This is a genomic window from Streptomyces sp. NPDC001920, assembly GCF_053594495.1.
The window spans coordinates 93,480-108,281 of the sequence record NZ_JBSFEP010000015.1 but is presented as its reverse complement, the minus strand read 5'-3'; the positions used below and the strand labels follow the sequence as shown (position 1 = coordinate 108,281).

17 protein-coding genes and 1 tRNA gene are annotated in these 14,802 nt (G+C 70.5%); 5 read left to right on the top strand and 13 right to left on the bottom strand.

The features are described from left to right. Positions 1-2: 2 nt before the first annotated feature. The 4 genes from ACWCPI_RS25880 (at position 3) to ACWCPI_RS25865 (ending at position 5,815) form a co-directional block, all read left to right on the top strand. A complete protein-coding gene (locus ACWCPI_RS25880) occupies positions 3-1,511 on the top strand; it encodes an FG-GAP and VCBS repeat-containing protein (RefSeq protein WP_451040372.1) in 1,509 nt (502 codons plus the stop codon). 267 nt (positions 1,512-1,778) lie between these two features. Further along, positions 1,779-3,191: an FG-GAP-like repeat-containing protein gene (locus ACWCPI_RS25875; protein WP_451040371.1), complete on the top strand. Its 1,413-nt coding sequence runs from the start codon at positions 1,779-1,781 to the stop codon at positions 3,189-3,191. A 78-nt stretch (positions 3,192-3,269) separates the two neighbouring features. After that, positions 3,270-4,703, top strand: coding sequence for an FG-GAP and VCBS repeat-containing protein (locus tag ACWCPI_RS25870; protein WP_451040370.1), 1,434 nt, complete (start codon positions 3,270-3,272; stop codon positions 4,701-4,703). A gap of 167 nt (positions 4,704-4,870) precedes the next feature. After that, positions 4,871-5,815 carry a Yip1 family protein gene (locus ACWCPI_RS25865; protein ID WP_451040369.1) on the top strand — a complete coding sequence of 315 codons (945 nt, stop codon included), beginning with the start codon at positions 4,871-4,873 and terminating at the stop codon, positions 5,813-5,815. Positions 5,816-5,910: 95 nt separating this feature from the next. Here ACWCPI_RS25865 and ACWCPI_RS25860 read toward each other — a convergent pair whose 3' ends face one another. Both ACWCPI_RS25860 and dcd read right to left on the bottom strand, forming a co-directional pair. Beyond that, positions 5,911-6,414, bottom strand: coding sequence for a phosphoribosyltransferase (locus tag ACWCPI_RS25860; RefSeq protein WP_451040368.1), 504 nt, complete (start codon positions 6,412-6,414; stop codon positions 5,911-5,913). A 20-nt stretch (positions 6,415-6,434) separates the two neighbouring features. Continuing rightward, positions 6,435-7,010: a dCTP deaminase gene (gene dcd, locus ACWCPI_RS25855; RefSeq protein WP_019754014.1), complete on the bottom strand. Its 576-nt coding sequence runs from the start codon at positions 7,008-7,010 to the stop codon at positions 6,435-6,437. A 611-nt stretch (positions 7,011-7,621) separates the two neighbouring features. Here dcd and ACWCPI_RS25850 point away from each other — a divergent pair. Beyond that, positions 7,622-7,695, top strand: a tRNA-Gly gene (locus ACWCPI_RS25850). A gap of 49 nt (positions 7,696-7,744) precedes the next feature. On the opposite strand, the gene ACWCPI_RS25845 is transcribed toward ACWCPI_RS25850, so the two are convergent. From ACWCPI_RS25845 to ACWCPI_RS25795, 11 genes are all read right to left on the bottom strand, one after another. Then, entirely contained in the window at positions 7,745-8,926 is a 1,182-nt protein-coding gene (locus tag ACWCPI_RS25845) for a tyrosine-type recombinase/integrase (RefSeq protein WP_451040367.1), read from the bottom strand. After that, the gene (locus tag ACWCPI_RS25840) at positions 8,926-9,141 is read right to left on the bottom strand and encodes an excisionase family DNA-binding protein (RefSeq protein ID WP_451040366.1); all 216 of its coding nucleotides are present in this window, start codon (positions 9,139-9,141) and stop codon (positions 8,926-8,928) included. Before ACWCPI_RS25840 ends, ACWCPI_RS25845 begins: the two co-directional genes overlap by 1 nt. Further along, on the bottom strand, positions 9,138-10,439 hold the full coding sequence (locus ACWCPI_RS25835) for a replication initiator (protein WP_451040460.1): 1,302 nt from the start codon (positions 10,437-10,439) through the stop codon (positions 9,138-9,140). The genes ACWCPI_RS25840 and ACWCPI_RS25835 overlap by 4 nt, the downstream gene beginning before the upstream one ends. A gap of 130 nt (positions 10,440-10,569) precedes the next feature. Next, positions 10,570-10,827 (bottom strand): SpdD protein, encoded by a 258-nt coding sequence (locus ACWCPI_RS25830; RefSeq protein ID WP_451040365.1) that lies wholly within the window; start codon positions 10,825-10,827, stop codon positions 10,570-10,572. Between the two features lie 26 nt (positions 10,828-10,853). Continuing rightward, complete coding sequence (locus tag ACWCPI_RS25825) at positions 10,854-11,048, bottom strand: hypothetical protein (RefSeq protein ID WP_451040364.1); 195 nt, start codon at positions 11,046-11,048, stop codon at positions 10,854-10,856. Beyond that, the gene (locus ACWCPI_RS25820) at positions 11,045-11,221 is read right to left on the bottom strand and encodes a mobile element transfer protein (RefSeq protein WP_451040363.1); all 177 of its coding nucleotides are present in this window, start codon (positions 11,219-11,221) and stop codon (positions 11,045-11,047) included. Before ACWCPI_RS25820 ends, ACWCPI_RS25825 begins: the two co-directional genes overlap by 4 nt. Further along, on the bottom strand, positions 11,221-11,412 hold the full coding sequence (locus ACWCPI_RS25815) for an RING finger protein (RefSeq protein ID WP_350965246.1): 192 nt from the start codon (positions 11,410-11,412) through the stop codon (positions 11,221-11,223). The genes ACWCPI_RS25820 and ACWCPI_RS25815 overlap by 1 nt, the downstream gene beginning before the upstream one ends. Before the next feature lie 18 nt (positions 11,413-11,430). Further along, the gene (locus ACWCPI_RS25810) at positions 11,431-12,090 is read right to left on the bottom strand and encodes a DUF2637 domain-containing protein (protein ID WP_451040362.1); all 660 of its coding nucleotides are present in this window, start codon (positions 12,088-12,090) and stop codon (positions 11,431-11,433) included. Positions 12,091-12,170: 80 nt separating this feature from the next. After that, complete coding sequence (locus tag ACWCPI_RS25805; protein ID WP_451040361.1) at positions 12,171-13,544, bottom strand: FtsK/SpoIIIE domain-containing protein; 1,374 nt, start codon at positions 13,542-13,544, stop codon at positions 12,171-12,173. A gap of 5 nt (positions 13,545-13,549) precedes the next feature. Then, positions 13,550-13,900, bottom strand: coding sequence for an SCO3933 family regulatory protein (locus ACWCPI_RS25800; protein ID WP_451040360.1), 351 nt, complete (start codon positions 13,898-13,900; stop codon positions 13,550-13,552). Between the two features lie 123 nt (positions 13,901-14,023). Further along, on the bottom strand, positions 14,024-14,752 hold the full coding sequence (locus ACWCPI_RS25795) for a GntR family transcriptional regulator (RefSeq protein WP_451040359.1): 729 nt from the start codon (positions 14,750-14,752) through the stop codon (positions 14,024-14,026). Between the last annotated feature and the right edge of the window lie 50 nt (positions 14,753-14,802).

Sequence of the window (14,802 nt, the reverse complement as noted above, 5' to 3'; positions counted from 1 at the left end):
GCATGCACCACGCGCACGCGCACCCGCACAGGCACCCCCGCCTGCGCATCGCCCTCGCGACGGCCACCGCGGCCGCGCTGACGGGCGGACTGCTCACGCTCACCGCCACCACGGCGACCGCCGCCGACTCCGCCCACGTCCCGCAGGCCGACTTCAACGGCGACGGCCGGGGTGACGTCGTCGCCTCTGCGCACGGCGCCTACGTGAGCGGCCGCGAGGGCGCCGGCCAGGTCATCGCGCTGTACGGCACCGCCACCGGCGTATCGTCCGCCAAGCGCACGACGATCAGCCAGAACACCACCGGCTCCCCCGGCACCGCCGAGACCGGCGACGGCTTCGGCGCCGAGACCGCGTACGCCGACTTCAACGGCGACGGCTACGACGACCTCGCCGTCTCCTCCCCGTGGGAGAAGGTCGGCACCGACACCAACGGCGGCGGCGTCGCCATCCTGTGGGGCTCCACGAGCGGCCTCACCGGCAAGGGCGTCACCGTCGCCGACCCCGCCCCCTCCTCGCACGACTACTGGGGCAAGGACCTCGCCGCAGGTGACTTCGACGGCGACGGCAAGGCCGACCTGGCCGTCGGCAACTCCTCCAACACCATCCACGTCTTCAAGGGCGGCTTCAGCACCTCCGGCACCCCCGGCGGCCGCTACACCGTCAAGCCGCCCATCCAGAACGGCTCCAACGACTTCCCGCACGGCCCGCTGAGCCTCACCGCCGGCGACGTCAACGGCGACAAGCGGACCGACCTGATCGTCGACGGCTACGAGACACAGACCGACTACGGCTGGAACACCAACTACTACGTGCCCGGCACCGCGAGCGGCCTGAGCGCCGCCTCCGCCAAGGCCCTCAAGCCCGGCATCATCACCGCCGTCGGCGACATCAACGGCGACGGCTACGGCGACATCGTCAGCGGCGCCGGCTGGGACGCCACCCTCGACGACGGCACGCCCGTCCCGGACGCCGCCAACGGCGGCAAGGTGAACATCACGTACGGTTCCGCCTCCGGACCCGCGACCACCACCGGTGTCACCCAGAACAGCGGCAACGTCCCCGGCAGCTCCGAGAAGGGCGACGGCTTCGGCTGGGACCTGGACCTCGGTGACATCAACGGCGACGGCTACCAGGACCTGGTGATCGCCTCCCCGACCGAGGACATCGGCGGCGTCGCCGACACCGGCCAGGTCACCGTCCTGTACGGCTCGGCGGGCGGCATCGACACCACCACCGGCGTCCAGGGCTTCGCCCAGAGCACCGCGGGCGTCCCCGGCAACGACGAGAAGACCGACCTGTTCGGCGCCGACCTCAAGCTCGACGACGTCACCGGCGACGGCAAGGCCGACCTGGTCATCGGCTCGTACGAGAACTCCGGCAACGGCGGCCTGACCTACCTGCCCTCCAACGGCACGAAGATCACGACGTCCGGCTCGCGCAGCGTCGCCCCGAGCGACTCCGGCCTCTCGACGACCGGTTCACCGCAGTTCGGCGCGGTCTTCGCGGACTGACGGCCGACCGGATCGACTTGACCGACCGGACCGACCGGACCGACTGACCGGACCGACGGAACCGACGGAACCGACGGAACCGAACGGATCGAAGGGCCGACGCGGCCCCCCCGGACCAACCGCACCGACGGACCGACGGACCGACCAGCGGGCCGTACGGCCGCGCCCCGTCCCCGCATCCCGCGGCGCAGCCGTACGGCCCGCATCCCGGCCGGGCCCGCCCGTCCCCACGGGCCCGGCCCCCCTTCCTCCCAGGAGCACCCGACCTTGCGCAAGCGCACCCTCCTCCTCGTCGCCGGCCTCACCACCGGCCTGCTCACCGCACTCCCGGCCGGCCCCGCCGCGGCCGCGCCCTCCGGCCTGTCCGGCGACTTCAACGGCGACGGCTACCGTGACAGCGCGGTCGGCGCCCCGTGCGCCACCGTCGGCTCGGCGTCCTGCGCCGGCGCCGTGGTCGTGCTGTACGGCTCGTCGTCCGGGATCTCCGCCACCCGGAAGGCCGTGATCACCCAGAACTCCACCGGGGTTCCGGGTACCGCCGAGTCGGGCGACCTGTTCGGCGCGAGCCTCGCCGCCGCCGACCTGGACCGCGACGGTTACTCCGACCTCGTCGTCGGCGCCTCGAACGAGGCCGTCGGCGACCGTGAGGGCGTCGGCTCCGGCACCGTGCTGTGGGGCTCCGGCTCCGGGCTGTCCGGCGGCAAGGGGCTGCCGCAGCCGTCGACGCTCGTCGAGTACAGCAACTTCTCCCAGGGCGCCGCGACCGGCGACTTCGACGGTGACGGCGACACCGACGTCACCCTCGTCGGCCGCACCCACACCCGCATGTACCTGGGCCCCTTCACCCGCACCGGCGGCCCGCTGAGCCACCACCGCGTCGGTGAACTCGGCACCACCTACGAGGCGATCGCGGGAGACATGACCGGCGACGGCGTGGCCGAGCGCGTCCACCCGCACTTCGTGGACGGCGACCCCGGCGGCCAGATCCTCTACTACCGCAAGACCAGCACCGGCAACGTCCTGACCGAGCTGCCGAACGCCGACGGCTCCAGCGGCTCGATCGCCGACATCGACGGCGACGGATACGGCGACCTCGTCCTCGGCGACCCCACCGACCCCTCCGAGCACAAGCCCGGCGGCCACAAGGGCGGCCAGATCACCGTCTGGTACGGCGGCCCCGACGGCCCCGACCCCGCGCAGACGCCGACCGTCGTCCACCAGGACAGCACCGACGTGCCCGGCTCGGGAGAGACCGACGACCGGTTCGGCTCGGCCCTGAGCACCGGCGACATCAACGGCGACGGCTACGCCGACGTCGTGGTCGGCGCCCCCGGCGAGGGCATCGGCTCGGCGGCGGAGGCGGGGTCGGTGACCGTGCTGTTCGGCTCGGCCTCCGGGCTGACCGCCAAGGGCGCCAGGTCCTACACCCAGAACACCACCGGCGTGCCCGGCACCGCCGAGACCTCGGACCGCTTCGGTGCCGCGGTCGACCTCACCGACCTGACCAAGGACGGCAAGGCCGACCTCGTCATCGGCGTCGCCGGCGAGAACTCCACCGGCGGCGTCTGGACCCTGCGCGGCACCTCCACCGGCCTGACCACGACCGGCGCCAAGGGACTGACCGCGGCCGACGTCTCCCTCAGGGGCGGCTACTACTTCGGCTCGGCGATCGCCCAGTGACCCGTCCGGCCACCGCGCCGCCCGGCGGCGCGACACCACTCAACTGCTGATCCAGGAAACGGACTCACGGGAATCTCCATGCGCAAGCGAACACTTCTCCTGGCCGCGACCCTCACCACCGGCCTCCTCACCGCCCTGCCCGCCACCACGGCGGCCGCCGCCCCCTCCGGCCCGTCCGGCGACTTCAACGGCGACGGCTACCGCGACGCCGTCATCACCGCCCCGCTCGCCAAGGTCGCCGGCCGCAGCAACGCCGGCAACGTCGCCGTCGTCTACGGCACCGCGAGCGGCCTGGACACCACCAAGCGGCAGGTCATCAGCCAGGACACCGCCGGCATCCCCGGCGTCCCCGAGAGCGGCGACTACTTCGGCGAACGCGTCACCACCGGCGACCTGGACGGCGACGGCTACACCGACATCGTCGTCGGCGTGCAGGCCGAGCAGATCGGCTCGACCGACGAAACCGGCGTCCTGACCGTGCTGTGGGGCGGCGCCACCGGCATCAAGAGCGGCACCGACATCAGCTCGCCGCTCCCCGAGAACCGCTACGCGCTCGGCTGGTCCGTCGCCACCGGTGACTTCGACGGCGACGGCGCCACCGACCTGGCCGCGGTGAACATCGCCGCTCCGGGCCTCAACGTCTTCAAGGGCCCGATCTCCCGTACCGGCGTGGCCGCGGGCCTCAGCGGCATCGACACCCAGGACCAGACCGGCGTCGGCACCGAGCAGATCACGGCGGGCGACGTCACCGGCGACGGCAGGTCGGACCTGCTCGTGCTGGGCCAGGAGGAGATCACCGGCGGCTTCCGCACCCGCGGCGTCCTCTACAAGGGCTCGGCCGCCGGCCTGACGGCGGGCGCCAAGGTCGCCGGCGGCTACGCGGCGGTCATCGCCGACGTCGACAAGGACGGCTACGGCGACATCGTCACCGGCAACTTCATGGAGAAGTCGACCGACGAGCCCAACGGCGGCTTCGGCGGCGCGATCACGGTCACGTACGGCGCCGCCACGGGCCTGTCCAGCCGCACCCCGGTCCGTATCACCCAGGACACCACCGGAGTGCCGGGCGCGTCCGAGAAGAACGACGCCTTCGGGTGGAGCCTCGCCGCCGGTGACACCAACGGCGACGGCTACGCCGACATCGCGGCCGGCGTGGCGAACGAGGACCTCAGCGGCAGGACGGACGCCGGCTCGGTCGTGGTCCTGCGCGGCTCGGCCTCCGGCCTGACGGGCAGCGGCGCCAAGTCGTTCTCGCAGGACACCAGCGGAGTCCCGGGCACCGCCGAGTCGTACGACTACTTCGGCCACTCCGTCTTCCTCACCGACGCCGACAAGGACGGCCGCGCCGAGCTGATCAGCGGCGCCCGCGGCGAGAACGACGGCGCGGGATCCGTCTGGGTGCTGCGCGGCACCTCCACCGGCATCACGGCCACCGGCGCCAAGTCCTTCGGCAGCACGGCGGTGGGCGGCCCCTCGGGCCTGGCGTACTTCGGCGACGTCCTGTCGGGCTGACCCGCCTGAGCGGCGGTGCGCCCCCCGGTTCCGTACGGCACAACCCTGACCGGCCACCGGGAACCGCACCGCCGCACCCTTAGGGGATGTCACAGCTCGGCAGCAAAGCCGGGCCCTGACCGCAGGGCCCGGCACGCGAGCCGCCCGGACCAGGTACGTTCGAAGACGTGGCTGGATTCAGGATCGGACGCGGCAGCCGGAACAACGGCACCCCGCAAACGCGACCGCAACAACCTCCGTACGGGCAGCAGGCGCCCCAGGGGCCGTCGTACGGCTATCCCCCGCCGTCGCAGCAGCCGTACGGCGGCTCGGCGGGCGGTGGCGGCTGGCCGCAGGCGAACAGGGGTGCCGGACACGGGGGTTACGGCCCCGGGGGCCACGGTGGCCCCGGCGGCCACGGCGAGCCGGAGTACTTCGGCGACGGCGGCTACCCGCACGGACCCGGCGGCGGCACCCCGGACCCGTACGCGGCGAACAACCCCGGTCACACCCAGGCGTTCTCGGTCGGCGAGGACCCCTACACCCAGGGCGAGACCTACCACGCGGGAGCGGCCCCGGCCGCCCCGGTGGGCCCCCGGCTGCACTGGAAGGACCTGCTGCGGGGCATCATCGTCTCCCCCGGCCGGACGTTCCTCCAGATGCGGGACTACTCGATGTGGGGCCCCGCCCTCGTCGTCACCTTCCTCTACGGCCTGCTGGCGGTCTTCGGCTTCGACGGCGCCCGAGAGGACGCGATCAACGCGACCCTGTCCAACGCGGTCCCGATCGTCCTCACGACCGCCGTCGCCATGGTCCTGTCGTCCTTCGTCCTGGGCGTGGTCACGCACACCCTGGCCCGCCAGCTGGGCGGCGACGGCGCCTGGCAGCCCACGGTCGGCCTCTCCATGCTGATCATGTCCCTCACGGACGCACCCCGCCTCGTCTTCGCCATGTTCGCCGGTGGCGACGCGACCTTCGTCCAGGTCCTCGGCTGGGCGACCTGGGTGGCCGCGGGCGCCCTCCTCACCCTGATGGTCTCCAAGTCCCACGACCTGCCGTGGCCGAAGGCCCTGGGCGCGAGTGCGATCCAGTTGGTCGCCCTGCTGTCGATCTTGAAGCTGGGTACGTTCTAGAACCCCCGCGGACACCCGAAAGGGCCCCCGGCGCTGCTCGCCGGGGGCCCTTTCGTCACGCTTCTCACGGCACGGCCGCACAGGACCGCCCCCACTCAGGCGTCGAGCACCTGCCCGGCACGCCGGACGACGGGCGGTTCGACGCTCCACGGGAAGTTGATCCACTCATCGGTGCGCTTCCACACGTACTCGCACTTCACGAGGGAGTGCGACTTCTCGTAGATCACGGCGGACCGCACCTCGGCGACATGCTCGACGCAGAAGTCGTGCACGAGCTTCAGCGTCTTGCCGGTGTCGGCGACGTCGTCGGCGATCAGGACCTTCTTGTCGGTGAAGTCGATCGCGTTCGGAACGGGCGCGAGCATGACGGGCATCTCCAGCGTGGTGCCGACGCCCGTGTAGAACTCGACGTTCACCAGGTGGAGGTTCTTGCAGTCCAGGGCATAGGCGAGGCCACCGGCGACGAAGACCCCGCCGCGGGCGATGCTGAGCACGATGTCCGGCTCGTACCGGTCGTCGGCGATGCTCTGCGCGAGCTCGCGGACGGCCGCGCCGAACCCCTCGTACGTCAGGTCCTCCCGCACGCCAGGCTCACTCATGCCGCCGCTCACTCCCGCGCTCACACCTGGGTCCGGTGGAAGTTGAGGTAGGACCGGGAGGCGGTGGGCCCGCGCTGCCCCTGGTACCGGGACCCGTAGCGCTCGCTGCCGTACGGGAACTCGGCCGGCGAACTGAGCCGGAACATGCACAGCTGGCCGATCTTCATGCCGGGCCAGAGCTTGATGGGGAGCGTCGCGAGATTGGACAGCTCAAGCGTGACATGCCCACTGAATCCCGGGTCGATGAACCCGGCGGTGGAGTGGGTGACCAGCCCGAGCCTGCCTAGGGAACTCTTCCCTTCGAGCCGGGAGGCAAGATCATCGGGAAGGGTGATGACCTCGTAGGTGGAGGCGAGAACGAACTCACCGGGGTGCAGGATGAACGGCTCGTCGCCCTCGGGCTCCACGAGCCGGGTCAGATCCGTCTGCTCCACGGAGGGGTCGATGTGCGGGTACCGGTGGTTCTCGAACACCCGGAAGTAACGGTCCAGCCGCACGTCGATGCTCGACGGCTGCACCATGGATTCGTCGTAGGGATCGATCCGTACCCGCCCGGCGTCGATCTCGGCCCGGATGTCCTTGTCTGAGAGAAGCACGCCCCGAGGATACGCAAGGCGCGCGGAACGGCCACAATCAAGCCACCCGCGCGCCCGGCACCACACCTGCTGTCACAGCACTTACAACACTTACTGCTGCCCCTGCTGTCCTTGCGGTTACTGCTGTCCCTGCTGTCCCAGCCACCGCTTGCCGCGATTACGCCCGCTACCGCTTCTGCAGCACCACTGGCACCACACTGCGGAGCCGGGCACACCGGGGACACCGGAGAAGCCGCCCGGGGCCGAGTCGCTCGGCCTGCTGCATCGGAAACGAAGCGGTGCTGAACACGTGCCCATCGGCACAACGGACGACGGTGCGCTCCATCAAGTCCTAGAGTCCCTTCCCCAAGAGCCGCGTCGGCTGCTCACCTGCCTGACGACGGAAGGCCACATTACGGGATCAAAGGGACGGCCCTCCAGGCGGCACTCCGACCCCGCCGGGCCCCTCTCCCACCCCACCACCGTACGCCCCAACTCCGGCCCCGCGTACCCACATCCACTCCCTGAAACCCACTCAGGCCCCACGGCGTCAGCGCCGGGGACCGAGGATGAGGTAGAGTGACGGGGCAATCGGACACCGGCTCCGGATGATCTCAGGGCGGGCGTCTTACGCGGGTGTAGTTTAATGGTAGAACATCAGCTTCCCAAGCTGAGAGCGCGAGTTCGATTCTCGTCACCCGCTCCATGATTAAGGCCCAGGTCAGAGACCCGGGCCTTTTTGCTGTTCGCTGTGATCAGTCGCCGCGTGCCAGATTTGTGCCAGAAGGCTCGTCGGGCCCCTTGTCGCGCTGGGCCTCCCTGGCCGCAGCCCGAGCCTTCCGCACCGTCGCATCCAGCCCGGCGGCCACCTCCTCCTGCCGCTCGTCGTCGGAGTGCTGGTAGATCAACGCTGCCTTCTCCGAGGACTGCCCGGCCCGGACCATGGTGTCTTTGAGCGTGGCACCGGAGCGCGTGGAGAGCGTGTGCCCCGTGTGCCGAAGGTCGTAGAACCGGAAGCCCTCGGGCATCCCGACGACCTCTCGCGCCCGCCGCCACTTCCGCCCGAAGGTGCTGCGCCTGAACGGAGCGCCCTTCTCTCCCACGAAGATCAGCCCATCGGGACCCGGCTCGGCGTAGCTCTCCAGATGCCAGCGGAGCTCCCGGCGGAGGAACGCGGGAAGAATCACAGTCCGGGTCCCTGCCTCCGACTTGGTGTCGCCCTGGACGCGCCGCCCGTTCATCCGCTCGGGCTCGGCGAGACGGACGCGGACGCGAAGGTTGTCGAGGTCGATGTCTCGGCGACGGAGGCCGGCCAGTTCCTCCGGGCGCATCGGGCCGTACGCGCCGAGGTAGACCATGAGCCGCCACCGCATCCCCACCGCTTCGGCGAGGGCATCGACCTGGGCGACGGTCGCGATACGCCGCTCAGCCGCCTTCTCCTTCCCCGCTCCCTTGATCCGGCACGGGTTGCGGGTGATCAGCTCGTCGTCCACGGCCGTTTCCATGATGGCCTTGAGGAGCCGGTACGCCTTGGCCGTCATCGTCTTGGCGTTCGTGGTCCGCAGCCGGTCGGCCCGCCACTCCCGGACACGCGGAGCGGTGATCTCGTCCAAGTCCGACTCGGCGAAGGCAAACAGGTGCTTGTCGAGGAGGTACCGGTAGAGGTCGCGGGTGAGCGGCGCAAGCTCCCGCTCGTCGACCCACTTGTCGGCGTAGGCCCGGAAGCTCACCGCACCTGCCTCGGGGTCACGCCACTCCCCCCGCCGGATCTCGGTTTGTTTCTCGGCAAGCCAGTCATCGGCATCCGCCGTCGTCTCGAAAGTGACGGGAGCGGGACGCATCACGCCGTCAGGGCCGGGATAGCGAGCCTGGTACCGGCCGGACGGAAGCCGTCTGATCGCGCCGAAACGGCGGCGCCTGCCCTTGCTGTTGGCCATCAGGCAGCAGCCCTCCCGAAACGGGAGCGAGGCCGCCGCAACGGCTCCACAGTGCGCGAGGCGAGGTATTCGCAAAGGGCGCTCTCAGGGATGCGGACGTGTCGGCCGATCTTGACGTACCGAATGCGCCGCTCCTCGATCAGCCGCCGAGGGAAGCGGGCAGTCGTGCCCAGCAGCTCGGCGACCTGGTCCACGGACAGGTAGCGGTCGTTCATGTGGTCGGCTCTCCTTCCGTGCCGGGAGCAGGTTCGAGCGATGCCGCCAGCCAGGTCTCGCCCGAGCTGAGGCCCGTTCCGGCGAAGACCCAGTGCGCGAGGACGAGCGTGGTTTCGCCGTCCTGGGGTGCAGGCGGGGCAGCTTGGGCGCGGCGCCATTCGGCGCGGGCGTCGCGGAGGGCGCCGAGCGTGGTGGAGTAGCGGCGGGACTTGGTGGAGAAGTGGCCGCGGAAGCCGAGCATGTGCGCCCAGGCCCGTAGGCGGAGATCTGCCAACTCGGGGCGTGCGCCGAGGGTCCAGGCGGTTCGGATCATGCGGCGGGCGTGGTCGGTGATGCGGGCCCCGGCCAGCTCGGCGAGGAAGCGGATTGGCCGGTCAAGGGTGCCCGTCGCGGTCTCGGCGCCCTTGGTGGCGTACTTGGCGATGTACGCCGCTACGGCCCGCTCGGTCAGCTCCCGGCCGCAGTCGAAGTCAGACGAGCGGATCGGGCGGACGTCGAGCTGACGGCCGAAGACGAACGAGTGCGCCCGGCCGTCGACAGTCGGACCGCCGACACGAGCGGCGGTGGCAGCGGCGTGAATTGCGTCGCGCAGCAGCTCGGCCGTGGCCCAGGGCGGGGGCGAGGTGTCGCCGCCCTCGGGGCCGTCGAGACGGATGACCGCGTGGAAGTGGACGGCTCCACGCTTCTGGTACTCAGCGACCTTGGCGAAGGAGATGCGGGCGTGGTCGCGGAAGGCACGTTGGGTGAGGCCGGCACGCTTGGCGACCTCACGGCGGAAGTAGATGGAGAACCGGCGCCACAGGGCCCCGGCGTGCGCGTTCCAGAGCACGGCCGCTTCGTAGTTGTACGTGTCCGGGTCGAGGGGCGTGCCGAGGGCCGGGTCTGTGTCGTCGTGGCGGGCCCCGCAGCGGCAGGGCCGACCGCTGGAGGGGCGGTTGTGGACCGGGCCGAAGCTCGGCGCGGTGAACGTGGCGAACACGCGCGGGTGCGTGCCGACCTGCTCAGGGGTGCCCTTGCCGCCGCGAAGTCCGGCGGTGATCAGGTGGTAGGTGTCGCGGCGGTAGAGCTCGGCGCAGGCCGGGCAGCGGGTGGCACGGCGGTTGTTGCAGCGGACGAGGAGGTTTCCGGCGGGGAGGGCGGTCGAGTCGAGGTGGTGCAGGACGCGTCCGACCTCACCGGTCGTCGTGTCGACGGCGTACTCCGTGCGGTGGCCGTCGAGGCGTACCGGGTGGATGCAGCCGCCCAGGCCGGAGAGTTGACGGGCCAGTTCGGGCAGGGTGCCCAGTGAGGCGAGCATGGAGAGTTCCGCCAGCGGAGGCGGAGTCTGCCGGGTGATGATGGGCATTCCTTTCGGCTGTTTCGGCGGTTGGGAGGGACGGCCCCGGGGCGGCGGGATGCTTGGCGGCGTTTGCCGCCCCGGCGGCCGGTCAGCGCTTGTTCGCGCCGGTGACGAGGGAGCGCAGGATCACGGCGGCGATGGCCACCGAGATGGCCGAGACGGCGACGGCCGCCAGGAGGGCTGTGAGTACGACGCCGACGACGACCACGGCGGCGACGGTGCCGACACCGACCCCCACGAACGGGGTGACCGAGCGGCCGGCGGAGGGAGCCGGAGCGTGATCCTGCGGAATGTGCGTGGTGATGCTCGGAACGTGCGGAGTGTCGGGCAGCTTGGGACGGAACATCGCGGGACTCCTTGTCGGTCGGGGTGTCACTTGTGGGTGCCGTTGACGACGTCGACCCCGGAGCGGGTGCCGGATTCGATGGCCGGGGCCAGAAAGGTGTGCGAGAGCCAGAAGCCGAACAGGGCGATCACGACGGCGACCCAGAGGCGGATGCCGAGGAACTTGATCGCGGCCCAGGCGATGACGCCCAGGACGAAGACGAGCGGCAGAGAGACGGTCACGGTGGTCTCCTCAGCGGACGCGGCAGCGCGCGGCTGTCGTAGTCGGTGGAGAAGCCGCAGCGCGGAGCCGTACAGGCCGCGGTGTGCTTCTCACGGCCCCGGCCGTCGTAGTACGTGCCGACCTGGACGGGGCCGATGCGGACGACGCGGCGGAAGCGGCGGTTGGCAGACATCAGGGGGTCTCCTCTGCGGTTTCGCCGGTGAAGTCGGTGACGTGGTCGGCCAGCCAGCGCAAGATCTCGTCGCCCTCGTAGCTGTCGGCGGCGAGGATCACCGGCTCGGCGATCAGCACGGCTTCGGTCAGGCGGTTCTGGCGGGTCAGCTCGGCAGCGCGCTTGAGCGCGCGGAGCGTGGACGGGCGCACGGGGGAAAGTCCTCCAGATCAGGTGAGTTGGGTAGCGAGAGCTTCGGCGAGCGGCATCGGGACGCCGAGCCGGGCGCGAAGCGTCGAGGTGTCGATGGGTGATCCGGTCCGGGCGCGGTGTTCGTCGGCGACCTTCCGAGCGAGAGCGACGAGGGCGGGCGGTGCCGGGGCAGGTGAGGACGGAGCCGACTCCGGTTCGGGTGTGGGCAGTTCGGCCGCCGTCGAGGGCGGCTCGACTACTGCTGCAGCGGTGGGTTCCGGCGTTGTGTCTGTCGAGGGCGGTTCGGATGCCGTCACCGGAGCTTTGGTCGGCTTCGGTGTCCCGTGAGCGAGCAGGGTGCCGCCCAGGAAGGCGACCGCGGGCCAGCCCGCTACGAGGATGCGGAGCCAGGCCGGTACGTCGTCCAGGTCGAGCAGTCCGGCCGTGGCGACGTTGGCGCCGAGGGACGCGATAAGCGCGACGAGGAACCAGCACCACCCGGCCGCTTTCGCCTCACCGGAGCGGAGCCGCCGCCAGGCCGCGACCAGCAGCAGGTCGACGGAGACCGGGTAGGCCCATGCCTTCCAGCCGTCCTGTCCGGCAGCCAGGGCCAGGTCGTGCAGGTGGGCGAAGGACAGCGCGGCGGCGATCACCGCTTGGACGACTACGGCGTCCGCCCGGATGGACAGGACACGCACGGTGACTCCTTCCTGTTCCCGGCATGGGTCGGGTAGGGACTTGGCGCGGAACGGCCGCGCCGACCGTGGGAGCTGGTGGGTTACTCGGTGACCGGCTGAGGAGTGGCCAGCGGGCCGGACTCCTTCACCGGCACGGGCGGGATGTACGGCCGGAACGGCGCGAGCGCCGGTACATCCGGAGCGCAGTGCGCCGTCTCGCGGCAGGTGGCTGCAGCGTCGGCGAGAGACAGGTAGGGGGTGCGGATGCGGGACCAGCCGCCGGACGTGTCGCCGACGACGGCGAAGCCAGGCAGCTCGGGGGCGATGGCGCACGCGGCCAGAACCGCCTCAGGGGCGATGTCGCCGAGCGCCATCTTGGCGGAGGCTTCGTCGTTGACGCGGTGGCAGACGCGGCCGGTGAGCTGAGCCCGGAGCATGGTCGCGCCCTTACCCAGCTCGGCCCCGAACCGCTGCCCACACACCTCCAAGTAGATGCCGGCAGCGCGGCCGAGCTGAGCGAGCCGGATGAGCTGGGTGACCATCTCATCCCTCCGCTCTTCCTCCTTCCTCGTGGCGACGAGGAAGAGTTCGGCCACTTCGTCGATGAACAGCACGATGGGAAAGGGGCGTTCGTCCTCCGGCAGGCCCCAGATGTCCGAAGTGATCAACTCTTCCGGGGTGCCGGGTGCGATGCCCTGCTGGGCCTTGATGAGGTCGTATCGGTCCTCCATTTCCTTGACGAGCACGGGCAGCAGCTCGGCCGCCTGCTCCGGGTCGGTCGCCAGCGCGGAGAGCCTTGGAGCGAACGGCGCCAGCTCCACCCCGCGCTTGCAGTCGATGCCCACCAGGACCACCGGCTGAGCGGCCAGTCCGACGAACAGGTTTCGCAGGAACATCGACTTGCCAGACAGGGTGGCGCCGAGCACGAGTTCGTGGGGTACAGCCCGGTAGTCCCGTACGAACGCGGTTGCGTCCTCCCGCAGAGCCACCGGCACGCGGAGGGGACCGGCGTCCGTCCGGCGAGGCATCCGCACCTTCCGCAGGACATCGAAGCCGACGAGTTTCAGCTCCAGGACACCGGGCTTGACGTCCCGCACGTACACGGCGTGAACACCCCAGGCGTGCCGCAGCCGTTCGGCCGAGGCCACCACGTCCGCAGGTTCCTGCCCCGGAGCGAGCCGCAGCCGGAGCCGCAGTCCTGTCGAGGTGGGTTGAATAATGCCCCTCCGAGGAGGCACCGGCCGGACCTCCCGCCGAGTGGTCGCCTTGACGGCCAGCGCCCGCCACCGGGACGGCTCGACCGTCAGGCCGCACGCGTCCATCGTCGAGGAGTACGAGGCCAGCAGGCGGGCCACCGAGACCGGCAGCCCGACCGTGGACCAGTACGCCGTGGGGTGAGCTTGCCGGGCATAGGCCGCGCCGCCTATCGCAGCGAGCGCCCCGCCCAGCTCGGCCCACGTCACCAGGTCGGTCACGGCGATCAGCCCGCCTCGGCCATCGGGAAGGCGCCGGGCGCCACTGCGGTGGCCCGGTAGGCGATGCCGTGCCGCTGCTGGCCGTTGAACACGCTCTCCCATGGCCGAGCCACCAGCCCCGGCAGAGCGACCGGAGCGCCCAGCGTCAGGCCCTCGGAGATGCCGCTCTCGGGAACCGTGACCTTGATCAGCGACGACTCCCCCTCCTCGATGTAGACCACGCCGACCGTCATCAGTGCCTCGCCACTCACGGTGTCCTTCGCGATCTCACCGGTCTGCCGGTCGCGCACCTTCGGCGCCGGAGCCTCGGTGAGAAGGACCGTGGCGGTCGAAGTGTCAATGCGGATCACACGCACAGAGATTTCTCCTTCTGAGTCGATCAACCTGCCACCTGACAAGTTGACTTAGCAAGTTCGAAGCTAGGGATGACAAGTTGACTTGTCAAGTCGAGATAGAGGTGAACTTGCTTGGCTCAGCCGTCAGTTCAGGCGGTAGGTGTCTTCGAGCTCCTGCCGATCAGCAGGAAGCAGCACGTCAGAGACTTGCAACGCCTGCCCGGATGTATCGCAGACGATGACCAGAACACTGAGGACGGGCACGCCATCCGGCAAGCCCAGAAGTTCGGCTTCCCCCCGCTCAGGCAGTCGAGCGGAGACCCGTTCCGTCACATGATCAAAGCGGACCTTCTTCCGAGCTTCCACATGCTCGCGCACACTGCCGCCCAGGGCTTCGGCACTCGCCAGCTCGGTGCCCTCGACCAGGCCGGCGGGGAAGTAAGACGAGACCAGCTCGACCGCTTCGCCGTCCTCCTCCACCACGAAGCGGCGCATGAGGACCTTGGCCTTCTTGGGAAGCCCGAGCGCGGAAGCGACTCGCGTCGGAACATGAACTTCAGCGACTTCGACGAGGCGCCCCGAAGTCCGCGACTCATCGCGCTCCAGCGCCTCACGGCCGCGCCGGTCCTTCCGTTCCACGACCTCCGGACGGCCCCGAACGATCGTGCCGTACCCCTGCCTGGATTCCAGCCATCCATCGCGCTTCAGCAGCTCCAGGGCCCGCACGACGGTCGGGCGGGACATCCCGAAGGCTTGCACCAACTGATTCTCGCTGGGCACCCGAGTGCCGGGCGGATACGTGCCGTCCTCGATGCGGCCCTGGATCGTCTGCGCGAGGCGCACATACTTCGGTGCCGCCACTTCATACGCCATGGACGCCGCCTGTCGAGATTGGCCAAGTCAACTGGTCAACCAGACTAGCG